Source organism: Agrobacterium sp. GD03872, assembly GCF_029840625.1.
In the GTDB taxonomy this organism is placed as follows: domain Bacteria; phylum Pseudomonadota; class Alphaproteobacteria; order Rhizobiales; family Rhizobiaceae; genus Agrobacterium; species Agrobacterium fabrum_A.
The window spans coordinates 1-25,329 of sequence record NZ_JAOCCY010000005.1 but is presented as its reverse complement, the minus strand read 5'-3'; the positions used below and the strand labels follow the sequence as shown (position 1 = coordinate 25,329).

The following is a 25,329-nucleotide window of genomic DNA, read 5'->3' as shown; positions in this document are numbered from 1 at the left end:
TCAGCCCCAGAGGGTTTCCACGACCTTTGAAGGCCATTTCTTCACATCGAGACCATGATGGGCAAACAGCGCCAGCGCGATGCGCTCAAGACCGAAACCGACGCAGGCGGTGTGGGCGACGTCACCATTCTCAAGGTTGAGGCCCCATTTCTGGCCGAAGGCATCCTGATGGTAGTTGAAGCTCATGCAGGCCGTCGGGCTGGTCGTTGACGTGACCGGGATTAAGAGTTCGAATTTCAGGTTCTGGTCGCGCTGGTTGTTGGCGAGCATCTTGCCGGCGCGGCCGAAGAAGGGATCGTTGGCGACATCGATGGTGACATCGAGCCCGACCGCCTTCATCATCTCCACGCCGCGATCCATCCAGGTCTGGCGGAATTCGGTGACGTTGGCCTCGGTTCCCATGCAAACATATTCGCGCATACGGAAAAGCTGCTGGCGGGCCGGATCCTTGGAGGGTTCATGGCGGAAGCAATAGGACTGGATGTCATAGAGACCGCCGCCTGCAGGCAGCGCGCCGCGCTTGGCAATCGTCGGATAAAGCGGGTAGCAGGCCGCCGGCGTCAGCACGATGTCTGTCGCTTTCTGGTCCTTGGTCCAGTCACCGCCCTCATCCATGGTTTTCAGCAGGCTGACATGGTCGAGCTCACAGCCGCAGAAGGAATGGACTGTGCCGGCGAGCTGCGGGAAGCTCTTCATGTAACCGCTCTTTTCGAAATAGGCGCGGTTGATGCCGGGCGGAAAGCGGATCGCTTCGGCGCCGTCAGCGCCGCCCGTGCGGTCGATCAGCCTCTCGAAGGCGGCAATGACATCCTCGAACTGGCCGCTGCGTCCATAAAGACCGTCCACACCCGTTTCAATCAGCAGGCCTTCTTCGAACAGTCGATCGAGAAACGATGTTTGCATGTCCATGGTCTTATCCCAAGAGGCTGGTGTCCTGCTTGTGAACCAGCAGGAGATTGGCGGAATTGCCAAGAATACGGTCGTTGGAAATCATCAGTCGGGCGGAATGCGCGTCACGCAGGTGCCGGCCGAGGCTGTAGGGCGTGCCGTTCTTGTAGCCCATGATGCCGCAGACCAGCATGGCGTGATCGATGATCTCGAGAATGGTTTCCGAAGAGCAGATCTTCACATTGTTCATGGCGACGGCAAAAGCCATCGACATCAGTTTTTCGGGGTCGCTCTTGGTATCCTCGTAAGCCTTGATGCCGGCGATGATGTTGGATTTCACGACCTGCAGCTTGGTGGAGACCTCGGCAAGGCGGATCGCGCCGGGAGGGGCGGTGCCGGGCGACTTGCGCGCTGCGGCTCTGACGAAGGACTGGGCGCGCAGCACGGCATCCGAGGCGATGCCATACCAGACGGCGCTCCAGAGAAGATGCGAGCTTGCAAGCATGGATTGCGCGGCGATTTCCGCGAAGGGCTTCGGGAATATTTGCGCCGCCGGCGCTTGCCCGCGGAACAGGAAACCATCCGAACAGGTGCCGCGCATGCCGAGCGTATCCCAGACATGGGTCTTTTCGAGCGTGTACTGGTTTTTCAGGAAGACCGTCATCACCTGATCGGCGGGCGCGGCATCCTTGTGGGCGCGCGAGGTGATGAGGATCGCATCGGCATTGCTGCCGTAGGAAATGACGGTGGCGTCCTTTTCCAGCCGGCAGTCATCGCCTTCGACCTCTATCGCGCATATGGAGTTGCGCAGATTGCCGCCGATGCCGCCTTCCGTGGTGGCAGAACCGAGCAGCAGCTGTTCCGCCGCCACGCGGCGCATGAAGTCCGCGTGCCATTCGCTCGCCTCGCCATGTTCCACAAGGCTCGACAGCTTGATGTGGTGCATGGCGAAAATCATCGCGGCTGCGGAACAGGCCTGGCCGAGGCGGGCGCAGATATCGGCGATTTCCTGCAGGGAAGCGCTTTCGCCGCCCAGCGAATAGGGAACCTGGATGCCGAGCAGACGTTCCTGCCGCAGTGCATCAACGGCTTCCTGGGGAAAGCGGCCGGTGACATCCACCTCATCCGCGTGTTTGGCGGCAATTGCCGCGACACGGCCCGCGCGCGCGGACAGCGTTTCATCCTGCGGCGCGACGGTGACGTTCATCAGGCTGCCTCTTTACCATCCAGAATGAGTTTAACGGTGTCTTCAATAGCCTTGATGCTGGCAAATGACTTGCGGTTCAAGAGATTGTCGGGGAATTCGATATCGAAAGCTTCTTCGATGCCGAGCATCAATTGCACCGATGCAAAGGAAGAAAGGCCCGCCGCATAAAGATCGGCGTCATCTGCAATCGTATCGACGGGGGTTGGAAGCTGGCCGAATTTTGCCAGTATTTCACGAATAGTCGCGTTCATTCCGACGTATCTCCCATGAATTTCACATCAGGATGGTTTGTGCTTATCGTTACGTAGCAAACGATAATATTCGCCTAAACCGTTAGGTTAATTACAACTAACGGCAGCATGCGCCATTCCCGCACCTTTGCCAAGCTTAGATCGGCGGCCTTGACAAAAGCCTGACGGTGTTTTTTGCTGTGGCCATTCACCAGGGGTGTCCCGTCAAGGGGCTGAGATTCTGCTTTCATGCGCAGTGACCCGTTGAACCTGATCCAGTTCATACTGGCGTAGGGACGGTGCAAAGACCGGAGGTCGGCTGGCGTATGCGTACGCTATCGGCGCGACGGTATTTTCCATCATTCCGGCTCGAACTGGGTCTCCACTGTCAAACTTTGGAGCCTCAAGATGAATATCGCTGCCAAGAATATCCCGCTTGCCGTCACCACCGGGCCGCACGCCGCCTCCACGAAAATCCACAGGTCGGGCATTTTGCATCCGCATATCCGTGTGCCGATGCGCGAGATCGCCGTACACCCGACGGCGGGCGAACCGCCGGTGACGGTTTATGATTCTTCCGGTCCCTATACCGATCCTTCGCATACCGTTCTGATTGAAAAGGGTTTGCCGCGTCTGCGTCATGACTGGATCGTGGCGCGCGGTGATGTCGAGGCTTATGACGGCCGGCACGTCAAGCCGGAGGATAACGGCTTTGCCACCGGCGAACGCCTGACGCCAGAATTTTCGGTGCGCCACCAGCCGCTCAGGGCCACCGCCGGTAAAGCCGTGACCCAGCTTGCCTATGCGCGGGCCGGTATCATCACGCCGGAAATGGAATTCATCGCCATCCGCGAAAATCTCGGGCGCGAGGTGGCCAAGGAAAAGCTGGCGCGTGACGGCGAAAGTTTCGGTGCGCATATTCCTGACTACGTCACGGCGGAATTCGTGCGTCAGGAAGTGGCGGCCGGCCGCGCCATCATCCCCGCCAATATCAATCATTCGGAACTTGAGCCGATGATTATCGGCCGTAATTTTCTCGTCAAGATCAATGCTAATATCGGTAATTCCGCCGTCACCTCCTCCATGGCGGAAGAGGTGGAGAAGATGGTCTGGGCGATCCGCTGGGGTGCGGATACCGTCATGGACCTGTCGACCGGGCGCAACATCCACAATATCCGCGAATGGATCATCCGCAATTCGCCGGTGCCGATCGGCACGGTGCCGCTCTATCAGGCGCTGGAGAAGGTCAACGGCATTGCCGAAGACCTCAACTGGGAAGTGTTCCGCGATACGCTGATCGAACAGGCGGAGCAGGGTGTGGATTATTTCACCATCCATGCCGGCGTGCGGCTGCATTACATCCCTCTCACCGTCAACCGCGTCACCGGCATCGTCTCGCGCGGCGGCTCGATCATGGCCAAATGGTGTCTGCATCACCACAGGGAAAGCTTCCTCTACGAGCATTTCGACGAGATTTGCGACATTTGCCGCGTTTACGATGTCTCCTTCTCGCTGGGCGATGGCTTGCGTCCCGGCTCGATTGCCGACGCCAATGACGCCGCACAATTCGCGGAGCTGGAGACGCTCGGCGAGTTGACGCAGATCGCCTGGGCGAAGGATTGCCAGGTGATGATCGAGGGCCCCGGCCATGTGCCGATGCACAAGATCAAGGAAAACATGGACAAGCAGTTGAAGACCTGCGGCGAAGCGCCCTTCTATACGCTCGGGCCGCTCACCACCGATATTGCGCCGGGTTACGACCATATCACCTCCGGCATCGGTGCGGCGATGATCGGCTGGTTCGGCACCGCGATGCTCTGCTACGTCACGCCGAAGGAACATCTCGGCCTGCCCGATCGCAACGACGTGAAGGTCGGTGTTATCACCTACAAGATCGCGGCCCACGCCGCCGATCTTGCCAAGGGCCATCCGGCGGCACAGGTCCGGGACGATGCGCTGTCGCGCGCGCGGTTCGAGTTCCGCTGGGAGGATCAGTTCAACCTATCGCTCGATCCGGACACTGCCCGCTCCTTCCATGACGAGACCTTGCCGAAGGAGGCGCACAAGGTGGCGCATTTCTGCTCCATGTGCGGGCCGAAATTCTGCTCGATGCGGATTTCCCACGATATCCGCGCGGAGGCGCAGAAGGAAGGGTTGGAGGCCATGGCCGCACGCTTCAAGGAGGGTGGTGAGCTTTACATGCCGCTCACGACGCCTGCGGATGCCGAGTAACATGCGCGTCCTTGTCAAGGGAACGGGGGTCGCCGGTTTGACGGCGGCCCTCGAACTGGCGCGAAACGGCTTTACGGTGGAGATTTGCGAGCGCAATGCCGAACCCTTTCGCGGTGCATCCTGGTATGCGGGCGGCATGCTGGCGCCCTGGTGCGAACGTGAAAGCGCTGAAGCGGCGGTTCTGACGCTTGGCCAGGCGGCGCTCGACTGGTGGGATGAAGCCACACCCGGTCTTGCCGTCCGCAACGGCACGCTGGTTGTCGCGCCAGCACGCGATAAGGCGGAGCTTTCGCGTTTCGCATCGCGGACCGACGGTTATCGCTGGGTGGATGAGGGCGAGATCGCCGCGCTGGAGCCAGATCTTGCCGGGCGGTTCCGATCCGGGCTTTATTTCCCGGATGAGGGGCATCTCGATCCGCGTCTTGCACTGAAATCGCTGCATCAGCGGCTTTGCACCATGGGTGTGCGTTTCCATATGGGTATCCCGTTGGATGAAGAGCCGTTCGACCGGGTGGTGGATTGCACTGGCGCTGCGGCGGTGGGGGAGATTTCCGGCCTTCGCGGCGTGCGGGGAGAGATGCTCTATCTCGCCACGCGGGAGGTTTCCCTGTCTCGTCCCGTCCGGCTGCTGCATCCGCGCATTCCGCTTTACATCGTGCCGCGCGAGCCCGGCCGTTTCATGGTGGGCGCGACGATGATCGAAACCGAGGATGCCGGCGCCATTTCCGCCCGCTCGATGATGGAGTTCCTGAATGCCGCCTATGCCGTGCATCCGGCTTTTGCGGAAGCGGAAATCATCGAGACAGGTACGGGCGTGCGCCCCGCCTATCCCGATAATCTGCCCGACGTCACGCAGGATGGCGGCACCATTTTCATCAACGGCGCGCACCGGCACGGCTTTCTGCTATCGCCGGCGATGGCGCGGCAGGCGGCTGAAATCGTCTGCCAAACTCTCTTTCAAAAGGAACGGGATCATGAAACTTCTGGTGAATGGCGACGAGCTTGATCTCGCCGCCGAGACGCTGGCCGGCCTGCTCGCCAGCCTCGAATACGAGGGTGAGTGGCTGGCGACGGCGGTAAACGGTGACCTGGTGCATTCGGAAGAGCGCGCCGATTATAAGCTGAAGGCTTTCGACCGTATCGAAATCCTCTCGCCGATGCAGGGAGGCTGAAACCATGCTGACGCTTTATGGCCGCGAGGTCTCGTCCCGTCTCCTGCTCGGCACGGCGCGCTATCCGTCCCCCGCTGTGCTTGCCGATGCCGTGCGGGCGAGCAACACGGATATTCTGACGATTTCGCTGCGCCGGGAAACGGCGGGTGGCAAGAAGGGCGGTCAGTTTTTCGAGCTTATCCGTGAGCTGGATCGCCAGATCCTGCCCAATACCGCCGGTTGCCACACGGTCAAGGAAGCGGTGCTGACGGCAAAGATGGCCCGCGAGGTGTTCCGCACCGACTGGATCAAGCTGGAGGTCATCGGTCATCACGACACGCTGCAGCCCGATGTCTTCGCACTTGTCGAGGCGGCGAAAATCCTCTGTGACGATGGTTTCGAGGTCTTTCCCTATACGACTGATGATCTGGTCGTCGCCGAGAGGCTGCTGGAGGCAGGCTGCAAGGTGCTGATGCCCTGGTGCGCGCCGATTGGCAGCGCCATGGGACCGCTCAATCTGACGGCGCTGAAATCCATGCGGGCGCGTTTCCCGGATGTGCCGCTGATTGTCGATGCCGGTATTGGTCGCCCGTCGCATGCGGTCACGGTGATGGAGCTTGGTTACGATGCCGTTCTGCTCAACACGGCTGTGGCGGGTGCGGGAGATCCGGTCGGCATGGCGGAGGCTTTCACCCGGGCGATAGAAGCCGGCCATCAGGCATATCTCTCCGGGCCGCTGGAGCCGAGGGACATGGCCGTTCCCTCGACGCCGGTGATCGGGACGGCGATTTTTTCCTGATCGTGGCTTGTCATCGACATCAGGCGGGTCACGTTTTGCGTTGACAGTGCGTGATGGTGGCGGGATACCGGGAGAAAAGGGAAACGGCATGGCGGCACTCACCAATTTTCTGACGGATATCGGCGGCGTTTCGGTCGGTAATGTCACCGATCTTGCCCTCGGCTCCGGTGTTACGGCGATTGTTTTCGAAAAGCCCGCCATTGCCTCCGGTTCTGTTTTGGGTGGTGCGCCGGGCGGGCGCGATACCGGCCTGCTCGACCCGGCGATGACGGTGGAAACGGTGGATGCCTTCGTGCTGTCGGGCGGTTCTGCCTTCGGACTGGATGCGGCGGGCGGCGTTCAGGCCGGGCTGCGCGAAATCGGACGCGGCCTGCAGGTGGGTTCCACCCGCGTTCCCATCGTGCCGCAGGCGATCCTGATGGACCTGCTGAATGGCGGCGACAAGGATTGGGGGCTGTATTCACCCTATCGCGAGATGGGATATGCAGCCTTCAAGGCGGCGCGTGCGACGCCCTTCGAACTTGGAACGGCCGGGGCTGGAACGGGTGCGACGACCGCCACCTTCAAGGGCGGGCTCGGTTCGGCAAGCGCTGTCAGTTCTGGCGGTTACAAGGTGGCGGCCATCGTTGCCGTCAATGCGCTCGGCTCGGCAACCGTTGGAACGAGCCGCCATTTCTGGTCCGCGCCGTTTGAAGTGCGGGGTGAGTACGGCGATTGCGGTTTTCCCGATCGTTTCGAGCCGGATCATACCGCGCTGCGCCTTAAGGGCGTCAATCTCACGGCAACGACCATCGGTGCGGTGGTGACGGATGCGGCGCTCACCAAGGCGCAGGCGCATCGCCTTTCCATCATGGCGCATGACGGGCTGGCGCGCGCCGTTCTGCCCGCCCATCTGCCGAGTGACGGCGACACCATGTTTGCGGCCGCGACCGGTGAAAAGCCGCTTGAGGGCGGCATTCATTTCACTGAGCTTTGCCATCTGGCCACCATCGTCATGGCGCGCGCGGTGGCACGTGGCGTCTATGAGGCGACGGCCTTGCCAGTGGATGGAGCGCAGAAGGCCTATCGCGATCTTCATGGACGGAGCTTTTGAACGATGAGTGAGGTCATCCCAACACTGAAACCCGTTCTTCGTATCGACTTTCCGCCCGGAGAACGTCTCGGTCATGGCAAGATCGAATTGATGGAGCTGATTGTCGAGACTGGCTCCATTTCCGCCGCCGGGCGGGCGATGGACATGTCCTATCGCCGCGCATGGCTGCTGGTGGATGCGCTGAACCATATGTTCAGGCAACCGGTGATCGAATCGCAGCGTGGCGGCAAACAGGGCGGCGGTGCGGCGTTGACCGCTTTCGGCACTGAGGTGCTGGAGCGTTATCGCGGCATGGAAAAGCGGATGAACGAGACATTGCGTCAGGATATCGACTGGCTGGAAGCCAACCGCAATCCTGATGCGGCTTTCAATAGGGATCGAGAGCCGCCGACTTTATGATTGCATGCACCGGTTTTCCGGGTTCCAGCTGCAGCCTCTCGCGTGACAGGTCGGTGATGCGCGACTGGATGATATCGCCGCCGCAATCCACCTGAACGGTGACCATACCGTCTTCGCTGGCGGCGACATCGCAGACATGGCCTTCGAGAATATTGAGCGCGCTCAGGCCCTCGGGCCTCACGGTTGCGAGCATGACGTCGCGTGCAGGTATCAGCACTCGCGCCGGAACGCCGGGTCCACCCTTCCGTGCCGGAACCTGCAGCAGGGCCGTACTCAGTCTCACGGCGGCGAGGCCGTGCCGTTCATCGAAGTTTTCGATGCGCCCGGAAAGAATGCTGCCCGCTTCGCGCCGCTCCAGATGTGTGCTGAAATCCGGTCGCGCCAGCACCTGGGCCGCTTTTCCCGCAGCTTCCACCTTGCCGTCGGTCATCACCACGATACGGTCTGCAAGGCGGGCGACCTCCTGAATGGAGTGGCTGACATAAACGATCGGGATTTTCGTCTCGTCGCGCAGACGCTCGAGATAGGGTATGATCTCGGCCTTTCTCTGCTCGTCCAGAGAGGCGAGCGGCTCGTCCATCAGCAGCAGGCGAGGGGAAGAGAGCAGTGCGCGGCCGATGGCGACACGCTGCTTCTCACCGCCGGAGAGCCTGTTCGGACGGCGCTGGAGAAGGTGGCCGATACCGAGCATGTCGATGATGTGGTCTTCATGCGCGCCCTTCCTTTTGTCTGAGGCGAACCATTTGCCGTAATGCAGGTTCTGCGCCACGCTTAGATGCGGAAACAGCCGCGCCTCCTGAAAGACATAACCGAAACGGCGTTTATGGGCCGGCAGGAACAGTCGCTTTTCGCTGTCGGCCAAGACTTCGCCATCGAGAATGATTTGTCCGCTATCCGGGCGCAGCAGGCCGGCAATGATGCGGATCATCGATGTCTTGCCGGAGCCGGAGCGTCCGAACAGGGCGGTAACGCCGCCTTCGGAGGTAAATGATGCGTCGAGTTCGAAGGCGCCGAGACGATGTTGGGTGGAAACCGAAAGCGTCATTCCATGCTCACCCGTTTGCCGATGATGCGTGCCAGAAACTCGGAGACGAGCAAGGCGAGCATGGAAATCACGACGGAAACGATGGTCAGGCGCAAAGCGCCGGCATCGCCGCCCGGAACCTGCGTGAAGGTGTAGATGGCGGCAGACAGCGTCTGGGTCTCGCCCGGAATATTGGACACGAAGGTGATGGTGGCGCCGAATTCGCCCATGGCCTTGGCGAAAGCGAGGATCATGCCGGCAATGATGCCCGGCAGCGTCAGGGGCAGGGTGACGGTGAGGAACACCCAGAACGGGCTCGCCCCCAAGGTGCCTGCCGCCTCTTCCAGCTCGCGGTCCACCGCTTCGATGGAAAGGCGGATGGAGCGCACCATCAGCGGGAAAGCCATGACGGCGCAGGCGAGTGCCGCCCCCGTCCAGCGGAAGGAAAAGACGATGCCGAAATAAGTATCGAGAAACTGCCCGATCGCGCCGCGGCGACCGAAGAGGACCAGCAGCAGAAAACCGGTGACGACGGGGGGCAGAATGAGCGGCAGATGGACGATGCCGTTGAGGAGCGATTTACCCCAGAAACGGCCGCGCGCCAGCGCCATGGCAACGGCAATGCCGAAGGGCAGGCTGGCGAGCATGGCGATGGAGGACACCCACAGGCTGAGCCTGATCGCCGTCCATTCTTCAGGGCTGAGTGTCCACCAATGCAATGCCGTATCCTGCAATCGTCATATGTCATGGCCCGCCGGAAAGCGGGCCTGAAAGAAGCTTACTTCAAAACGGTAAAGCCTTGCTTTTCGAAGAAGGGCGTTGCCTTTTCGGACTTCAGGAAATCCAGATAGGCTTTTGCCGCCGGCGATTTTGCTTCGGACAGAATGGCGACCGGATAGATGATCGCCGGATGGCTGTCTTCCGGGAAGGTGCCGACGATCTTCACGCCCGGATCGGCGGCGGCATCTGTCTGGTAGACGATGCCATAGGGTGCTTCGCCGCGCGAGACGAGGAGCAGTGCTGCACGCACGCTTTCCGCGCCGGCGACCTTCTTTTCCACCGAGGACCAGACGCCGAGCTTTTCCAGCGCTGCCTTGCCATATTTGCCCGCCGGAACGGAATCGACCGCACCCATGGCAAGGCGGCCATCGCCCATGAGAGCGGCAAGATCGAAGCCCTGCTTGATCTCGACGGGCTTTGCCTTGTCTGCGGGGGCGACGAGAACGATGCGGTTGCCGAGAAGATTGGAGCGGCTGTCGGCGTTGATCAGCTTCTTTTCGGCGACATAGTCCATCCATGCGAGGTCGGCGGAAATGAAGATATCCGCCGGTGCGCCCTGTTCGATCTGCTTGGCGAGCGCGGAGCTTGCGGCATAAGAAACGGTCGCTTCGTTACCGCTTTCCTTCGCCCATTCGGCATTGATCGCGTCGAGGGCGTTTTTCATGCTTGCGGCGGCAAACACCGTGACTTTTTCGGCGGCATGGGCCGGAACGGCCACAAGGGAGGCTGCGACCCAGAAGGATGTGGCGGCGGCGATGGTTTTGAAGAAGCTGCGACGCAAAAGTCTCATGGTGTGTTACCCCCTGTTCGAGATATTTTGATGGATATATCGATAGGCCTATAGGGCAATCATTATATTTTCAAGGATATATCGATGGGATGAGGGAAAGAGGCTGCTGCGGGTGTCTGGGTCAGAGGGTGGTTAAGCCAGAAAAGCTCTCCTCGTCGCGCTCGGGCTTGTTTCGAGCATCTGCAAAGTATGCACGGAACGCGGCTATGTGCCCGATCAAAAACGCTCGCCGGCGAAATGGGCGATCTGGGCGCCCGCCTCATAATAGGCTTCCTTCACCGCCCGGAAAGCCTGCGCTTTTGGCTCGGTCGCTGGCAGAGGCAGGTCGCCTTCGGCGATATCGCCCAGAATATGCCGGGCAATCACCTTGCCGAAGGCCGTGCCGGGCGCAATACCGCGGCCGTTATAGCCCGAAAATCCGATGACATTGTCGGCGAAACTGTGAAAGCGCGGCACGGCATTGTCAGTCATGCCAATCTGGCCGTACCATTCGCATTCGAATTCCGTATCGCCAAGCTGCGGGAAAAGCCGCTTCAGCGAGCGTTTCGCCCAGGCCCGGTGGATGGCGGCGCCGGTGCCACGCAAGGCGCCGACGCTGCCGAAGATCAGCCGTCCGGCCTTGTCCATACGGAAGGACGAGAGGATTTCCTTGGTATCCCAGCAACCTTCACGGCCTGGCAGGATGCTCTTTTGCAGGTTGTCGCCGAGGGGTCTTGTGGCGAAGTTGAAGTAGGGCAGGTAGATCTGTTCATCACGAACGATCTGCCATGGTCCGGTGCTATAGGCCTCGGTGGCGACGACGATCCATTTGGCGGTCACCGATCCCTGCGGGGTTTTTACCAACCATTTTTCACCGCTGCGTTCGGTCGAAACCACGGGGCTTGCGGTGTGGAGCCGTGCGCCGGCCTTTTGTGCGGCGACAGCCAGACCTCTGACATAGGCAAGCGGCTGAAGCGTGCCGGCGCGTGAATCGAAAAGTGCGCCCGCATAGCCGGTACTGCCGGTTCGCCTTGCTGTTTCATCGGCATCGAGAACGCGCACGGGAGCGCCGCGCGCGGCCCATTGGTCGCAGCGCTCGCGGATTTCGGCGAGCCCCTTTTCACCGACGGCACAATGCAGCGTCCCGTTTTTCTCGATTTCGCAGGCAATCACGTGTTTTTCCACCAGTTCGCGGACGAGAAGCGGGGCATTGCCCAAGAGGTCGAGAAGCCGTTCGCCGTAAGTCTCCCCCAGCACGCCGGGGAGTTCCTTCGGCATGACCCACATGCCGCCATTGATGAGGCCGACATTTCGGCCGGCGCCGCCAAAGCCGATTTCCCTGGCTTCGAGAAGAACGACATCCACGCTGCGTTCGGCAAGATGAAGGGCGGCGGACTGGCCGGTGAAACCGCCGCCGACAACCACGACATCGGCAGCCACGGCGCTTTGCAGCGCAGGCGTTGCGGGCGGCTGCGGCGCGGTCTTTTCCCAGAGACCGTGCGAGCGAGGGTCATTATACATTGTTCCACCATGTTCCGGGCAAGTTCATTTGGTTTCCGTATGAGTGACAAGCCCTTGTTTATGAGACTTTACAAGCCGTCCTGCCTGTTGAATATCGACATATCGTCAAGAGTTCATTCCGTGAGGGAATATGGTTCTGCCGCCCCGCCGCTTTCTGCCGTCGCTTTCGCTGCTTGCGGCCTTCGAAGCCGCGTCGCGCACGGGCAGCGTGACCGCTGCGGCAAGGGAGCTCGGTCTGACGCAGGGCGCGGTCAGCCGGCAGATTCTCGTGCTTGAAGAGCAGCTTGGCGTGGCCCTGTTCCTGCGCGAGAGGCAGACGATCCGGCTGACAAGGGCGGGCGAGGGATATGCGCGGGAAATCCGCGAAGCTTTGCGGCGTATTTCGACGGCATCGCTCAATCTGCGCGCCAATCCGGATGGGGGCACGCTTAATCTCGGCGTTCTGCCCAGCTTCGGCACGCGCTGGCTGGTGCCGCGCCTTCCTGATTTCATCGCCCGGCATCCGGGAATTTCGGTCAATCTCCTGACACGGTCGTCGCTGTTCGATTTCCGCACCGATTCCGTCGATGCGGCCATCCATTTCGGATTGCCGCATTGGCCGGGAACCGAACTGGTTTTTCTGATGCATGAGAAGGTCATCCCGGTATGCAGCCCGGCTTTTAAGGAACTGCATGGGCTTTTGCAGCCGGATGATCTGCTGCATGTGCCGCTGCTGCACATGACGACCCGGCCCGATGCCTGGGAACAGTGGTTTCGCAGCCATGATGTGCGGTTCGACAATGTGCATGGCATGCTTTTCGATCAGTTCACCACCATTGCCGAGGCGGCGAGCGCCGGGGTGGGGGCGTCGCTTATTCCTTCCTTCATGATCGAGGAGGAATTGCGAACCGGCCGGCTGGTCGCGGCCGTTGCGGGAGAGGTGCAGAGCGAAGAGGCCTATTATCTCGCTTGCGTGCCGGATCGCGCCGGTTATCCGCCGCTCGAAAGTTTCAGACGCTGGATCGTTTCTCAGGCCGCAGCGGAGACAGATGGCGGCGGCGAAGACTTTTCGGCGTAAACCGGTGGCCGGTCTTGCAAGAGCGGCGCGGCTAAGCCAATAGTGCGCCATGACGTGCGACGGACAACGCCGCACACCGCAAGTTCCAACACGGGAGATGTCCGTGAAGCCCATTTTTGTTCAGCTTCAATGCGAGCCCGGCAAGACCTACGATGTCGCCGATGCCATCTATAAAACCGAACTGGTTTCGGAGCTTTATTCCACCAGCGGCGAATATGATCTGTTGCTGAAAGTCTATCTTCCGCACGAAGAGGATATCGGCAAATTCATCAACCAGAACATCGTCAATATTCCGGGAATCGTCCGTTCGCTGACGACGCTGACCTTCACCGCGTTCTGACGCGGACAAGCCTTCATACGCCATCGATATCGATTATCGCCGTGAAGGCGGTGATCGGCTGCGGCGGCGGTGGGGCTCACTTCACCTGATTGAGACGCATATCTTTTGGGGGAAGGGTTTTGCCAGGCTTTTCAGCGCATCAGACCCGAGTGTTCCGATATGGCCTGGATGGGCCGCGCCACGGCGGCAGACGAATCGTCACGCAAAATAAAAGCGCGCCATCGGCCTGCAATTTGGGGTCCGATATTTGGCGCGCTTTGGTTTTGATGGTTCCATGAGCGGGCAATTGTATTCCCGCATCAGGCGACCGCAGCCAGGTTCCGGTTGCGCACGAGATCGCGGATCGCGATCCGCACATCATCGGCGCTGTCGAACTTCTGTTCGTCCAGATCGTGAACGTGGAATTTCACCGCGATGAACTTCAGCCGGTCGTTGTCCGGTATGACGATGCCGACGGGTTCGCCAGCGAATTCAATAACTTGCTTTTGCATAGATATACTCCCGCTGTGGCTAATTTACACAGCATGTTGTCGAACTGATTTTCAGGAAATTGAGACCGTTAAGTCACATTCGACAGCAGCGGGAACACGTGGATTTAAATCCAGCATTCCAGGACTCAAGACCAAGGATTGCTTTGATGCTGATATGTTTTGACATGACACACTCCCTGTATTGGTGTTGGCCCGGAATCAGGAGACTCGTTCTCCAGTTCCACACTGATAATCCAGACCAGCGTTAAAATCAATGCTGATTGTTATAGGTAGAATATTTTTCTTTATGATGACAGGAGAGGGGCGGAAATGTGAAATTTTTGTTTTCGCAGGGCGCTGCCTCGAAAAGCCCGGCGCAGCGGGCTTTTTATGCTTTTTTTAATCGTGGCCGGCGGCTTGCGGTGGGTAAATATGATCGTTTCCGTTGAAATCTGAGACGGAATAACAGCCAGCGCTTGTTTTTTCGGCCGCATTTCGGCCGATCATGGCCTTGCCGTGACCGCCGGGGATGTCGAGAACATAGGTTGGCTGGCAAAGACCGGAGACATGTCCCCGCAATGCGGAAACGATTCGCTGCCCCTCTTCAATCGTCAGCCGGAAATGGCTTGTACCCGGGGCGAGGTCGGGGTGGTGCAGGTAATAGGGCTTGATACGGTTCTCGACGAAACTGCGCATCAGCTCGGCGAGAACAGCCGGATCGTCGTTGATGCCCTTCAAAAGCACGGTCTGGCTGACCATGGCGATGCCGGCATCGATCAATCGTGCTGCGGCGCTTCTGGCCGCCTCGCCGAGTTCGCGGGCATGATTGGCATGCAGGGCGACATAGGTGGTCTTGCCGCTGGCCTTCAGCGCATCGATCAGCGCCGCGTCGATGCGCTCGGGGTCGACCACCGGAACACGGGTATGGAAGCGGACGATCTTCACGTGCGGTATGTCTTTCAGGCGCGCCATCAGGTCGGACAATCGCCGTGGCGAGAGCACCAGGGGATCGCCGCCGGTGAGAATGACCTCCCAGATGGCAGGTCTGGCTTTTATATAGGCGAATGCGGCATCCAACTCTTCCGGGCTCATCATGCCGTTGCCCTGCGGGCCGACCATTTCGCGCCGGAAACAGAAACGGCAATAGACCGGACAGACATGCACTGCCTTTAGAAGCACCCGGTCCGGATACCGGTGAACAATGCCGTGGACGGGACTATGGGCGTCATCGCCAATAGGATCGTCCCGTTCCTCGGGAAGGTGAACGAGTTCGGCCGGATCGGGCACAAATTGCCGGGCGATCGGGTCCTGCGGGTCGCGGTTGTCCATCAGGTTGACAACCGCCGGCGTGATGGCCAGCGCATAACGCTGCGTCACCGCGCGCAGACTCTCCAGCGATCCGGCATCGATCAGCCCCGCTTCGAGAAGCGCTTCGGGTGTCTTGATGGTTTCTGGCCCTGTCATCGTCCATATTCCGCAACGGGAGCCCACATGACGAGATCGATGCGCGGCGCGCCGGTTGCCAGCATTACCAGCCGGTCGAAACCGAGTGCTATGCCGCTTGCCGGCGGCATGATCGCAAGAGCGGCCAGAAAATCCTCATCCAGCGGATAGGTCTCGCCATAGACCCGCTGTTTCTCGGCCATTTCCATTTCGAAACGCCGTCTCTGCTCGGCGGCATCGGTCAATTCGCCGAAGGCGTTGGCAAGCTCGACGCCGCAGGCATAAAGCTCGAAACGTTCGGCAACCCGTGCGTCCCCCGGCGATTTGCGGGCAAGGGCCGCTTCGCTGGTGGGGTATTCGTCGAGAATCGTCGCGCGGCCGAAACCCAGTTCGGGCTCCACCCGCTCGACGATGACGCGGCTGAACATATCCGCCCAGGTATCATCCTCGGCGACGCGGATGCCGGCATTGGTGAGGCTGGCGGCAAGATGGCGGCTGTCGGTTTCGCCGTTTCGGCTGATAGTGGCCAGCAGATCCACGCCGGCATAACGCTCGAAGGCTTCGGCGACGCTCAGACGTTCCGGCTCCAGAAACGGATCGACGCTGCGGCCGCGATAGGTGAAATTTTTTGTCCCGGTGGTTTCGGCCGCCAGCGCCAGAAGGTTGGCGCTGTCCTTCATCAGGCTCTCATAGGTTTCGTCGACGCGATACCATTCCAGCATGGTGAATTCCGGATGGTGCAGGGGCCCCCTTTCCCGGTTCCGGTAAACATGGGCGAAACAGGAAATGCGTTTTTCACCGGCGGCGAGCAGTTTCTTGCAGGCGAATTCCGGGGAGGTGTGGAGATAGAGCGGCACGGCGTTGCCGCCCGGCGTCAGGCCCTGCGTTGCGAAGGCATGCAGATGCGCCTCATTGCCGGGGGAAACCTGCAGGGTGGCCGTATCGACCTCGAGAAAATCGGCTCGGGCGAAATAGCTGCGGAATACCGACTGGATAGCATTGCGGCCAAGGAGAAAAGCGCGGCGGTCGGCATGAACGTCGGGCGTCCACCAGGGCGACATTGTCTCTTTGCTTGCGGGCATCTTCTCTTCTTTTCCGTCTTCTCTGCGGCGTCCCATTGCGGAGAAATAGCCCGCAAAACGCCTGAACGCGTCATTTAAAGCAATTCCGGGCGGAAAACCGCTAGGCACTCTTCCGCGAATTGCTGTAGAAGGCTGGCAATTCGCGCGGATTTAAGGTAGTTGCGCCCCAGAAAAAAGACAAAACGTCTGCCGGGGCCGGTGCTGCCGCGCAGTCCTTTACGACGCATTTCATCGAGTTACAAGGAAGTCATATGGTCAAGGTTATCGCCTCATCCGTCCGCAAGGGCAATGTTCTCGACGTGGACGGCAAGCTTTACGTCGTTCTCACTGCGCAGAACTTTCACCCCGGCAAGGGCACGCCGGTCACGCAGGTGGACATGCGCCGCATCGTTGACGGCGTGAAGGTCTCCGAGCGCTGGCGCACCACCGAGCAGGTCGAGCGCGCTTTTGTCGAAGACCTGAACTTCCAGTTCCTTTATGAAGATGGCGAAGGCTTCCACTTCATGAACCCTGACAACTACGATCAGGTCGTTGTCGACGCTGACACGATGGGCGACCAGAAGGCCTATCTGCAGGAAGGCATGACCTGCATTCTTTCCATTCATGAAGGCAATCCGCTGGCTGTCGAACTGCCGCGCCATGTCACGCTGGAAATCACGGAAACCGAACCGGTTGTGAAGGGCCAGACGGCGTCTTCTTCCTACAAGCCGGCAATTCTTTCCAACGGCATCCGCACCATGGTACCGCCGCATATCGACGCCGGTATCCGTGTGGTCATCGCGACGGAAGACAATTCCTACGTCGAGCGCGCCAAGAACTGAGCCTGATGACGGACTGAAAAAAGCACCGGTCACCCGGTGCTTTTTTTGTGCCTTAAATAGCAAAAAGCCCGCGTCGAAAGACGCGGGCTTTTTGTTTGTCTTTTGGGGCCGTTATTACATGCCCTTCGCGGCAGCCACAGTCGGGCCGGCTGACTTCTTCGGGGCCGGCTGGCCAACGGCGTAACCGCCGCCGAGCGCCACGTTGAGCGAGACATAATCCTGCGCGGTCGTCTGGATCGCCGTGGCAAGGTTTGCCTGCGCATCCGAGACCGAGCGCTGGGCATCCAGAACATCGAGCAGGGACGATGCGCCATCACGATAGCTGGCGGTGGAGAGCTGCAGCGCTTCCTGGTAGGAGGCGACGGTCTTTCTCAGCGCGTCGACGGTACGCTGGTCGCGATTGATGGCGGCCAGGGCGTTTTCGACTTCTTCCACCGCAGTAAGAACGGTCGCCTTCCAGACGAGATATTGCTCGCGCGCCTGTGAGTTGGCGATGTCGACATTGGCGCGGAGTCTGCCGCCGTCGAGGATCGGCAGAGTGAGGCTCGGACCGAAGGACCAGCTATTGGCACTTCCCCTGCTGCCGCCGCTCACGAAATTGTAGCTCGGGGTGATCGCGCCACCAAGTTCGATGCTCGGATACAGCTGGGCCTCGCTTACACCGATCGTGGCGACCGCAGCGGCGAGATTGCGTTCGGCGACGCGGATGTCCGGGCGGTTGCGGATCAGGTCGGCCGGAATGCCGGTGCGGGGAATTGCGCGCGCCACAGGCTGGCGTGCACCCTTCTGCAGCTCGGTAATGAGCGACGAGGCCGGCATGCCGAGCAGGGTTGCGATGCGGTGCGCGGCCCTGCGGAAGCTGGTTTCGAGACCGGGTATCTGCGACAGCGTGGAGTTGACCAGACCTTCGGACTGGACGACATCGAGGCGCGAGGCGGCGCCCGCTTCGAGCTGCAGCTTGGTCAGGTCGAGCGTTTCGCGGCGGGAACTCAGGTTCTGGCGGGCAATCTCCAGACGCTCCTGATAATAGCGCACGTCGATATAGGCGGCGGCGACGGATGAAATCAGCGTCAGACGCTGGACGTCGACGGTGGAGTAGGCGGCATCAAGCGATGCATTGGCGCTTTCCGTTGCCCGGCGATAGCGGCCGAAGAGGTCGAGGAACCAGGAAACGCTGAGGCCGCCGGAAGATACGTTGGTGACGGGAACGTCACGGTAGCTGCCCTTGGTTTCGCTGGTCGTGTGGCTGCCACTGCCCGTCAGGCTTGGCAGGCCGCCAGCGCCCTCCACGATCACCTGTGCCTGCGCCTGGTTGATGCGCTCGATCGCCTGCATCACGGTGAGGTTCTGCGCCAAGCCGGTGGAAACGTAGCCATTGAGGCGGTTATCGTTAAAGGCTGTCCACCACGCAACGCTGCTGATGTCGCCATTACTGGTTTTTCCGGCTTCCGCAAACTTGCCCGGCAATTGAATTTCCGGGGTCTTGTGGTCGGGCCCGACGACGCAGCCTGAGAGCAGCAGCATAGTCAGGGGAAGAGTAGCGCGAATAGACAGCATGTAATTTTCCCAATTCTCTGGTTGGCTTACCGAGCGCGGCTTGCTGACAAATGGGCTGCGCGGTCGATATGCCGTAGAAACGTGCATTTGCCAAATCGGCGACATTTCTAGCAGCGTATTAACGGTTGGCACAGCCCATTTTTGTTTTGTTAACGCCTTGAAAGGCGACGAATGATGACGAAAAAGGACGGAACGAAGAAAATTCCGAGCAGTGTTGCAGAAAGCATACCACCCAGCACCCCGATACCGATTGCATTTTGCGCGGCAGAACCCGCTCCGGTTGCGATTGCGAGAGGTACGACGCCGAGGATGAAGGCGAGCGACGTCATGATGATCGGGCGCAGGCGCAGCTTCGCTGCCTCCAGCGTTGCTTCCATCAGGCTCAATCCGTGCTCCTGCCTTTCCTTGGCGAATTCGACGATCAGAATCGCGTTTTTCGCCGCAAGGCCGATGGTCGTCAGCAGGCCCACCTTGAAGTAGACGTCATTCGATTGACCGAAGAAATGCGCCGCGGTCAATGCGCCGAGGACGCCCACCGGCACGGCCATGATGACCGAGAAGGGGATCGACCAGCTTTCATAAAGGGCGGCAAGGCAAAGGAACACGATCAGCACCGAGAGTGCATAAAGCATCGGCGCCTGCGAGCCGGACAGCCGTTCCTGATAGGAAATGCCCTGCCACGCCACGGTGTAACCGCCCGGCAGGCTCGCCGTCAGCCGTTCCATCTCGTCCATGGCGTCACCGGATGCAACGCCTGCACCGGCGGTGCCTTCGAGCGAGATCGCGCCTGTGCCGTTGAAGCGGGCGAGAGACGGCGGCGCATTGACCCATTTCACCTCGCTGAAGGAGGAGAAAGGCACCATTTCGCCGCTGGTATTGCGGGCATACCAGAACTTGAGGTCGTCCGGCTGCATGCGATAAGGCGCGTCACCCTGGACATAGACGGGCTTGAGTTCGCCGTTGAGCGTGAAGTCATTGACATCCCGGCCGGCAAAGATCGTCGACAGCATGAGATTCACGGAGGAGAGATCGACGCCCATGGCGCCCATCTTTTCCTGGTCGAGAATGATCTTCATCTGCGTTTCATTGTCCTGGCTGTCGCTTCGAAGCGAGCTGATCTTCGGATTGCCGGTGGCAAGCGCGATCAGTTCCTTGGACGAGGCGGTCAGGGCGTCGGTGCCGTTGCGGCCGCTATCCACGAGATACATCGAGAAACCGCTCGATGTGCCCATGCCCTGAATTGCCGGCGGCAGAAGCGGGAATACCTGTGCATCGCGGAAACCGAAGAAGGTGCCCATCGCACGCTGCACGATCGCGCCGGCGTGTTGATCGGGCGCAGTTCTCTCGGCGAAATCCTTGAGCTTGGTGAAGACGATGGCGTTGTTCTGACCCGAACCGCTGAAGCTGAAGCCGAGGACGCCGAAAACCGATTCGACATTGGCGGCTTCCTTTTCGCGGAAGTAGCTTTCGACCTGCTTCACCACCTCGTTGGTGCGTTCGATGTTCGAGCCGGTCGGTGTCTGGATGATTGTCAGCAGCACGCCCTGGTCTTCCTGCGGCAGGAACGAGCTTGGCAGCTTGCTGAAGAACCAGGCGCAGCCGCCGATCACGATTGCGAAAAGGATCATTACGCGGAGCGGGCGTTTCAGCAGATAGCCGATGGAGGAAACATAACCATCGGTCGTTTTGCCGAAGCCACGGTTGAACCAGGCGCCCGGTCCTCGCTGCTTCTTGTGATGGTCGATGGGTTTCAGCATCGTCGCGCAAAGTGCGGGTGTCAGAACGATGGCGACAACCGCCGAAAGCAGCATGGCCGAAACGATGGTGACCGAGAACTGGCGGTAGATGATACCCGTCGACCCGCCGAAGAAGGCCATCGGAATGAACACGGCGGTCAACACAAGCGCGATGCCGATGATCGCGCCGGTGATCTCGCCCATCGACTTTTCGGTCGCCTCGACCGGCGACAGGCCTTCTTCCGACATGATTCGTTCGACGTTTTCGACAACGACGATGGCGTCGTCGACGAGAAGGCCGATGGCCAGAACCATGGCGAACATGGTGAGCGTATTGATGGAATATCCTGTCAGCGCGAGGATGCCGAAGGTGCCGAGAAGCACGACGGGAACCGCAATCATCGGAATGAATGTGGCTCTGAGGTTCTGCAGGAACACCAGAAGCACGACGAAGACGAGGATGATCGCTTCGATCAGCGTGTGCACCACCTTCTCGATCGACAGCTTTACGAAGGGCGTCGTGTCATAGGGATATTCGATCGCAACACCTTCCGGCAGCGAACCCTCGACGGCGGAAAGCGCCGACTTCACGCGTGCTGCCGTGTCCAGCGCGTTCGCGCCCGTGGCGAGGTTGACCGCGAAACCGGCAGACGGGCGACCGTTGGAGCGGGAATCGCCGCCATAGGTTTCCTGGCCGATCTCGATGCGGGCAACGTCGCTCAGCCGAACGGTCGCACCATCCTTCTCGACCTTCAGGATGACCGATTCGAAATCGGCAACCGTGGTGAGCTGGCTCTGCGCCGTCACCGTCACGTTCAGCTGCTGGCCCTTGACGGCGGGCACTGCGCCGAGCGAACCGACGGAAACCTGGGTGTTCTGGCTTTCGATAGCGCTGGTGACGTCGGCCGTGGTCAGCTGGTACTTGTTGAGCTTGAACGGATCCAGCCAGATACGCATCGCATATTCGGAACCGAAGACGTTGATGCTGCCCACGCCTTCGAGGCGCTTGATCTGGTCTTCGACACGCGAGGAGAAGACGTCGCCGAGATCGGCCGAATTGCGCTTGCCGTCGGAGGAGATCAGCGCGCCAACCATCAGAATGCTCGACGTGGAGCGGCTGACCTGGATACCCTGCTGCTGCACGGTATCGGGCAATTGCGACTGGACGAGCTGCAGCTTGTTCTGCACCTGAACCTGCGCGATGTCAGGCATGATGCTGTTGCCGAAAGTCAGCGTCACTTCGGCGCTGCCGGTGGAGGATGACGAGGTCATGTAGGTGAGGTCGTCGAGGCCGGTCATGCCGTCCTCGATGATGGTCGTCACCGATTTCTCGACTGTCTCGGCGCTCGCGCCATTATAGGTCGCGCTGACGCGCACGGTTGTTGGCGCAATATCGGGATATTGCGAAATGGAAAGCGTCCAGATCGCAAGCGCGCCGCCCAGCATGATGACGATGGCGATAACCCATGCAAAAACGGGGCGCCTGATGAAGAAATGGGCCATGGCAGTCCTGCCTTACCTTTTACGAGCTTCGACCGGGGGTTTCGTGCTCATGCTTATTTCGAGGGGGCGGCGGCAGGCTGAGCTTGCTGCGGCAGAACGACGATACCGCGATCGTCGATGGTCACTTCAACGGGTGCGACCGCCGCACCGTCAGCAATCCACTGGAAGCCGTCAACGATAAGCTTGTCGCCATCCTTGACATTTTCCGTCACCAGCCAGGCATTGCCCGACTGCTGGCTGGACGGGAAGGTGCGGGTTTCCACCTTGTTTTCCGCGGTCACGAATTTTGCGGTCAGTTCGCCATTGGCGTTGCGGCTCGCTGCGCGCTGCGGAATGCGGAAACCTTTCTCCTTGCCGATGGTCAGCGTTGCGCGGACATAGGTGCCGGGCAGCAGCAGATCATCCGGGTTGTCGAAAAGGGCGCGGATGGAGAAGGTACCGGTGGTTTCGCTCACCGCCATGTCCGACATGTCGATCTTGCCGTTATGCTTGTATTCGGTGCCGTCTTCCAGCGTCAGGTGAATGCCTGCTTCCTTGGTGTCGCCGCCGAGTTGGCCGGAGGAGATCGCCTTTTTCAGGCGCAGAAGATTGATGCTGGATTCCATCAGATCGATATAGATCGGATCAATTCGGCGCAGCGTCGTCAGGGCCGTCGTCTGGTTCGCCGTCACCACGTTGCCGATGCTGAAGGCGGTTGCGCTGGTAATGCCGTCGAAGGGTGCGCGGACCTTGGTGAGATCGAGGTTGATTTCCGCCGTTTCCAGCGCCGCCTTGGTCTGGGCCACATCGGCTTCCGCCTGGAGCAGCGTCACCTTGGCGTTTTCATATTCGATCTGCGTTGCGCCGCTGTTGACCAGGCGTTCGTAGCGGGCCAGATTCGCCTGTGCGCTCGGGACGCTTGCTTCCGCCTTTGCCACATTCGCCTTGGCCTGCGCCACTTCCGCGAGATAGGTATTGTCCTCGATCTGGTAGAGAACGTCGCCCTGCTTGACCTCGCTGCCTTCCTTGAAGGGAATTTCGCGGATGATGCCAGTGACGCGCGGCCGGATTTCGGCTGTCTGGAACGCGCTGGCGCGGCCGGGCAGAACGGTGGTCAACGGATATTCGCTGGTCTGCATCAGGATGACGCTGACCGGAGATGGCGGACGCTCCGCGCCCTGGGCGGCGTTCTGGCCGTTCCCGCCGCCATCGCTGCAGCCCGCCAGAAGCGCGGTTACACACAGAGAAGCAAATAGGGGTAAAATACGTCGGCTCATTGTTCTTCCCTGCGTATCAATCGCATTCAACTATAAGCGCAATGTCGCTCGGCGGATGCGCGTCCGGAAGCAGACACGACAGGCGAAGGTCCTGGAAGGGACCCGATTCGCTCATTCTGTCCGGACCGCCAAGCGCATAGAAGCGCAGGCTTTTGCGCTTCGCAAGCAATTGCGAGAAGGTGACGTAAATTGGGAATCGTCACTTAGCAAGCGGATTGCGCAATCCCGCATCGATAAAATCGACGAGTTGATCGCAACGTGTTGCTAAATTGCCGATATCTTCCCGTGCGATGAGGACGGGATGAATGACGCTGATAAGCGCGTGAAGCACGGTTTCCGCAAGCGTCGGAATGTCGGCCGGCGTGTAAATTCCCGCCTCGATGCCGTCGCGAATAATATCGGCAAACAGGTTTGCCATGACGGATTTATAATAGTCGCCGCACTTCATGTCCTGCTTGGCCGTCATCAGGATCATTTCAAATATATAAGGATTGTCGTTGAGATCCTGATGGTGCTGTTGCATCAGGGTGCGGGCAAGATGGCGTAGCCTCAAAAGCGGTGCATGGCTTTTGTCCAGCGGCCGAATGTCCCGTTCGAACACGTGGATCTGTTCGAATGCGATGGCGTCGACGAGCGCGTTCTTCGAATTGAAATTCTTGAAGACATTGGCGGGGGACATGCCGAGCGCCGCGGCGATATCGGCAATCGCCACCGCGTTGAAGCCGCGCTCGCGGAAAAGCTCCTCGGCCTTGGCGAGAATGTCCCGCCGCGTTTCCTCGGCGGAACGGCGAGGCCGGCGCCTGACAGGACGGTCATTCTTCCTGTCACCCTTTCTCGCCTGTTCGATCATTTTGCTCACGGTCAGACTCCGGGGAAGAACCGCTCCAGATTCCGGCGTACTCTTGCGAGCGGCGTCTCGCCGCTATCGTCGGGAACGAAGCTCTGTCCGGTGATGCGTTCGTAGGCATCAATATAGACCTTCGAGGTCTGCAAGACGAGGTCCTGCGGAATTTCGGGAACGTCGTCTTTATAGGGATCGCAGCGTTCGGCGACCCAGGCTCTGACGAAATCCTTGTCGAAGCTCGCCGGCCGTGTGCCGTTGCGGAAGCTTTCCTCATAGGTTTCAGCCATCCAGTAACGGCTGCTGTCGGGTGTATGGATTTCGTCAGCCAGAATGATCGTGCCGTTTTCGTCCGTGCCGAATTCATATTTCGTATCGACGAGAATGAGGCCCTGTTTTGCGGCAATCTCCTGTCCGCGCTTGAACAGTGCCAGTGCGTAACGGGAAAGCGTGTCCCACTGCTCCTGCGTCAGAAGTTTCTTCTCCACGATCTCTGCCGGCGTCAGCGGTTCGTCATGGCCGCCGTCGAAGGCCTTGCTTGTCGGCGTGATGACCGGTTCCGGCAAAATCTGATTGTCTTTCATCCCCTCCGGCAGGCTCATGCCGTACATCTGCCGCTCGCCCTTCTTATAGAGCGTCAGGATCGATGTGCCGGTGGTGCCGGCCAGATAACCGCGTACCACCACTTCGACCGGCAAGATTTCAAGCCGCTTGCCAACGACGACGTTCGGATCGGGGTAGCCGACCACATGGTTGGGACAAATATCGCCGGTCAGCTCGAACCAGTAGCGTGCTGTCTGCGTCAGGACCTGCCCCTTGTAAGGTATGCAGGTGAGGATACGGTCGAAGGCGCTGAGGCGGTCGGTGGATATGATGATGCGGTTGCCGTCCGGCAGATCGTAGTTTTCCCGCACCTTGCCACGGTAGTAGTTCGGCAGCTCGGGAATGACGGCTTCATCGAGAATGCGCACAGGCTCTCCAATTCTAGGCTATATAAGGGGCGTCGGACGCCCCGGTCTGGCTGAAACTCCTGTCCGTTCCTATTGCATGTTTCCCGGAACAGGGCCAGTCGCGAGATAAATGGGGCTCTCCTGAGTCTTCCTGAAGTCGTTTTATTAAATTTTGGTTAT

Annotated in this window: 24 protein-coding genes and 1 riboswitch; of the genes, 9 read left to right on the top strand and 15 right to left on the bottom strand. The window is 59.8% G+C overall.

The features are described 5' to 3' along the window. Genes N5D22_RS14040 through N5D22_RS14030 form a run of 3 tightly spaced genes read right to left on the bottom strand, consistent with a single transcriptional unit; the run spans position 1 to position 2,346 of the window. Positions 1–909, bottom strand: coding sequence for an amino acid--[acyl-carrier-protein] ligase (locus N5D22_RS14040; RefSeq protein ID WP_279656727.1), 909 nt, complete (start codon positions 907–909; stop codon positions 1–3). Positions 910–913: 4 nt separating this feature from the next. Then, positions 914–2,095, bottom strand: coding sequence for an acyl-CoA/acyl-ACP dehydrogenase (locus N5D22_RS14035; protein WP_279656728.1), 1,182 nt, complete (start codon positions 2,093–2,095; stop codon positions 914–916). Next, complete coding sequence (locus tag N5D22_RS14030) at positions 2,095–2,346, bottom strand: acyl carrier protein (RefSeq protein ID WP_174030466.1); 252 nt, start codon at positions 2,344–2,346, stop codon at positions 2,095–2,097. The genes N5D22_RS14035 and N5D22_RS14030 overlap by 1 nt, the downstream gene beginning before the upstream one ends. Before the next feature lie 182 nt (positions 2,347–2,528). Next, positions 2,529–2,640, top strand: a riboswitch (TPP riboswitch). A 93-nt stretch (positions 2,641–2,733) separates the two neighbouring features. On the opposite strand from N5D22_RS14030, the gene thiC reads away from it, so the two are divergent. The 6 genes from thiC (at position 2,734) to N5D22_RS14000 (ending at position 7,999) form a co-directional block, all read left to right on the top strand. After that, positions 2,734–4,557, top strand: a complete 1,824-nt coding sequence (thiC, locus tag N5D22_RS14025) for a phosphomethylpyrimidine synthase ThiC (protein WP_279656729.1) — start codon at positions 2,734–2,736, stop codon at positions 4,555–4,557. A gap of 1 nt (position 4,558) precedes the next feature. After that, entirely contained in the window at positions 4,559–5,563 is a 1,005-nt protein-coding gene (thiO, locus tag N5D22_RS14020; protein ID WP_279656730.1) for a glycine oxidase ThiO, read from the top strand. After that, on the top strand, positions 5,532–5,729 hold the full coding sequence (thiS, locus tag N5D22_RS14015; RefSeq protein ID WP_003521310.1) for a sulfur carrier protein ThiS: 198 nt from the start codon (positions 5,532–5,534) through the stop codon (positions 5,727–5,729). Before thiO ends, thiS begins: the two co-directional genes overlap by 32 nt. A 4-nt stretch (positions 5,730–5,733) precedes the next feature. Then, positions 5,734–6,507, top strand: a complete 774-nt coding sequence (locus N5D22_RS14010) for a thiazole synthase (RefSeq protein WP_279656731.1) — start codon at positions 5,734–5,736, stop codon at positions 6,505–6,507. 88 nt (positions 6,508–6,595) lie between these two features. Continuing rightward, on the top strand, positions 6,596–7,600 hold the full coding sequence (locus N5D22_RS14005; protein WP_279659051.1) for a P1 family peptidase: 1,005 nt from the start codon (positions 6,596–6,598) through the stop codon (positions 7,598–7,600). Between the two features lie 3 nt (positions 7,601–7,603). Beyond that, the gene (locus N5D22_RS14000) at positions 7,604–7,999 is read left to right on the top strand and encodes a winged helix-turn-helix domain-containing protein (protein WP_279656733.1); all 396 of its coding nucleotides are present in this window, start codon (positions 7,604–7,606) and stop codon (positions 7,997–7,999) included. Here N5D22_RS14000 and modC read toward each other — a convergent pair. From modC to N5D22_RS13980, 4 genes are all read right to left on the bottom strand, one after another. Next, positions 7,968–9,044 carry a molybdenum ABC transporter ATP-binding protein gene (gene modC / locus N5D22_RS13995; RefSeq protein WP_279656734.1) on the bottom strand — a complete coding sequence of 359 codons (1,077 nt, stop codon included), beginning with the start codon at positions 9,042–9,044 and terminating at the stop codon, positions 7,968–7,970. The genes N5D22_RS14000 and modC overlap by 32 nt on opposite strands. Then, on the bottom strand, positions 9,041–9,742 hold the full coding sequence (gene modB / locus N5D22_RS13990) for a molybdate ABC transporter permease subunit (RefSeq protein ID WP_279656735.1): 702 nt from the start codon (positions 9,740–9,742) through the stop codon (positions 9,041–9,043). Before modB ends, modC begins: the two co-directional genes overlap by 4 nt. 59 nt (positions 9,743–9,801) lie before the next feature. After that, the gene (gene modA / locus N5D22_RS13985) at positions 9,802–10,593 is read right to left on the bottom strand and encodes a molybdate ABC transporter substrate-binding protein (RefSeq protein WP_279656736.1); all 792 of its coding nucleotides are present in this window, start codon (positions 10,591–10,593) and stop codon (positions 9,802–9,804) included. Between the two features lie 216 nt (positions 10,594–10,809). Beyond that, complete coding sequence (locus N5D22_RS13980) at positions 10,810–12,093, bottom strand: FAD-binding oxidoreductase (RefSeq protein WP_279656737.1); 1,284 nt, start codon at positions 12,091–12,093, stop codon at positions 10,810–10,812. Between the two features lie 130 nt (positions 12,094–12,223). On the opposite strand from N5D22_RS13980, the gene N5D22_RS13975 reads away from it, so the two are divergent. Both N5D22_RS13975 and N5D22_RS13970 read left to right on the top strand, forming a co-directional pair. Then, entirely contained in the window at positions 12,224–13,150 is a 927-nt protein-coding gene (locus N5D22_RS13975; protein ID WP_279656738.1) for a LysR family transcriptional regulator, read from the top strand. A gap of 103 nt (positions 13,151–13,253) precedes the next feature. Beyond that, positions 13,254–13,490 (top strand): Lrp/AsnC ligand binding domain-containing protein, encoded by a 237-nt coding sequence (locus N5D22_RS13970; RefSeq protein WP_279656739.1) that lies wholly within the window; start codon positions 13,254–13,256, stop codon positions 13,488–13,490. A gap of 299 nt (positions 13,491–13,789) precedes the next feature. Here the strand turns inward: N5D22_RS13970 and N5D22_RS13965 are convergent, their stop codons facing one another. From N5D22_RS13965 to epmA, 3 genes are all read right to left on the bottom strand, one after another. Beyond that, positions 13,790–13,981, bottom strand: a complete 192-nt coding sequence (locus N5D22_RS13965) for a hypothetical protein (protein WP_003492264.1) — start codon at positions 13,979–13,981, stop codon at positions 13,790–13,792. Positions 13,982–14,359: 378 nt separating this feature from the next. Beyond that, complete coding sequence (locus tag N5D22_RS13960) at positions 14,360–15,424, bottom strand: lysine-2,3-aminomutase-like protein (RefSeq protein WP_279656740.1); 1,065 nt, start codon at positions 15,422–15,424, stop codon at positions 14,360–14,362. Then, complete coding sequence (gene epmA / locus N5D22_RS13955; RefSeq protein ID WP_279656741.1) at positions 15,421–16,485, bottom strand: EF-P lysine aminoacylase EpmA; 1,065 nt, start codon at positions 16,483–16,485, stop codon at positions 15,421–15,423. Before epmA ends, N5D22_RS13960 begins: the two co-directional genes overlap by 4 nt. Positions 16,486–16,736: 251 nt before the next feature. Between epmA and efp the strand changes: the two genes are divergently transcribed. Then, positions 16,737–17,306: an elongation factor P gene (efp, locus tag N5D22_RS13950; protein WP_279656742.1), complete on the top strand. Its 570-nt coding sequence runs from the start codon at positions 16,737–16,739 to the stop codon at positions 17,304–17,306. Between the two features lie 114 nt (positions 17,307–17,420). On the opposite strand, the gene N5D22_RS13945 is transcribed toward efp, so the two are convergent. The 5 genes from N5D22_RS13945 to N5D22_RS13925 form a co-directional block, all read right to left on the bottom strand. Then, positions 17,421–18,863 (bottom strand): efflux transporter outer membrane subunit, encoded by a 1,443-nt coding sequence (locus N5D22_RS13945; RefSeq protein WP_279656743.1) that lies wholly within the window; start codon positions 18,861–18,863, stop codon positions 17,421–17,423. A 149-nt stretch (positions 18,864–19,012) separates the two neighbouring features. Then, positions 19,013–22,102, bottom strand: coding sequence for an efflux RND transporter permease subunit (locus N5D22_RS13940; RefSeq protein WP_279656744.1), 3,090 nt, complete (start codon positions 22,100–22,102; stop codon positions 19,013–19,015). Between the two features lie 53 nt (positions 22,103–22,155). After that, positions 22,156–23,358: an efflux RND transporter periplasmic adaptor subunit gene (locus N5D22_RS13935; RefSeq protein WP_279656745.1), complete on the bottom strand. Its 1,203-nt coding sequence runs from the start codon at positions 23,356–23,358 to the stop codon at positions 22,156–22,158. 199 nt (positions 23,359–23,557) lie between these two features. Further along, on the bottom strand, positions 23,558–24,217 hold the full coding sequence (locus N5D22_RS13930) for a TetR family transcriptional regulator (protein ID WP_279656746.1): 660 nt from the start codon (positions 24,215–24,217) through the stop codon (positions 23,558–23,560). Positions 24,218–24,219: 2 nt separating this feature from the next. Next, positions 24,220–25,170 (bottom strand): phosphoribosylaminoimidazolesuccinocarboxamide synthase, encoded by a 951-nt coding sequence (locus N5D22_RS13925; protein ID WP_279656747.1) that lies wholly within the window; start codon positions 25,168–25,170, stop codon positions 24,220–24,222. Positions 25,171–25,329 lie beyond the last annotated feature (159 nt).

Bases quoted from the DNA above. Each gene is read 5' to 3' on its own strand.
- N5D22_RS14040 (WP_279656727.1), bottom strand. From the start codon at position 909: ATGGACATGCAAACATCGTTTCTCGATCGACTGTTCGAAGAAGGCCTG.
- N5D22_RS14035 (WP_279656728.1), bottom strand. From the start codon at position 2,095: ATGAACGTCACCGTCGCGCCGCAGGATGAAACGCTGTCCGCGCGCGCG.
- N5D22_RS14030 (WP_174030466.1), bottom strand. From the start codon at position 2,346: ATGAACGCGACTATTCGTGAAATACTGGCAAAATTCGGCCAGCTTCCA.
- thiC (WP_279656729.1), top strand. From the start codon at position 2,734: ATGAATATCGCTGCCAAGAATATCCCGCTTGCCGTCACCACCGGGCCG.
- thiO (WP_279656730.1), top strand. From the start codon at position 4,559: ATGCGCGTCCTTGTCAAGGGAACGGGGGTCGCCGGTTTGACGGCGGCC.
- thiS (WP_003521310.1), top strand. From the start codon at position 5,532: ATGAAACTTCTGGTGAATGGCGACGAGCTTGATCTCGCCGCCGAGACG.
- N5D22_RS14010 (WP_279656731.1), top strand. From the start codon at position 5,734: ATGCTGACGCTTTATGGCCGCGAGGTCTCGTCCCGTCTCCTGCTCGGC.
- N5D22_RS14005 (WP_279659051.1), top strand. From the start codon at position 6,596: ATGGCGGCACTCACCAATTTTCTGACGGATATCGGCGGCGTTTCGGTC.
- N5D22_RS14000 (WP_279656733.1), top strand. From the start codon at position 7,604: ATGAGTGAGGTCATCCCAACACTGAAACCCGTTCTTCGTATCGACTTT.
- modC (WP_279656734.1), bottom strand. From the start codon at position 9,044: ATGACGCTTTCGGTTTCCACCCAACATCGTCTCGGCGCCTTCGAACTC.
- modA (WP_279656736.1), bottom strand. From the start codon at position 10,593: ATGAGACTTTTGCGTCGCAGCTTCTTCAAAACCATCGCCGCCGCCACA.
- N5D22_RS13980 (WP_279656737.1), bottom strand. From the start codon at position 12,093: ATGTATAATGACCCTCGCTCGCACGGTCTCTGGGAAAAGACCGCGCCG.
- N5D22_RS13975 (WP_279656738.1), top strand. From the start codon at position 12,224: ATGGTTCTGCCGCCCCGCCGCTTTCTGCCGTCGCTTTCGCTGCTTGCG.
- N5D22_RS13965 (WP_003492264.1), bottom strand. From the start codon at position 13,981: ATGCAAAAGCAAGTTATTGAATTCGCTGGCGAACCCGTCGGCATCGTC.
- N5D22_RS13960 (WP_279656740.1), bottom strand. From the start codon at position 15,424: ATGACAGGGCCAGAAACCATCAAGACACCCGAAGCGCTTCTCGAAGCG.
- epmA (WP_279656741.1), bottom strand. From the start codon at position 16,485: ATGCCCGCAAGCAAAGAGACAATGTCGCCCTGGTGGACGCCCGACGTT.
- efp (WP_279656742.1), top strand. From the start codon at position 16,737: ATGGTCAAGGTTATCGCCTCATCCGTCCGCAAGGGCAATGTTCTCGAC.
- N5D22_RS13945 (WP_279656743.1), bottom strand. From the start codon at position 18,863: ATGCTGTCTATTCGCGCTACTCTTCCCCTGACTATGCTGCTGCTCTCA.
- N5D22_RS13940 (WP_279656744.1), bottom strand. From the start codon at position 22,102: ATGGCCCATTTCTTCATCAGGCGCCCCGTTTTTGCATGGGTTATCGCC.
- N5D22_RS13935 (WP_279656745.1), bottom strand. From the start codon at position 23,358: ATGAGCCGACGTATTTTACCCCTATTTGCTTCTCTGTGTGTAACCGCG.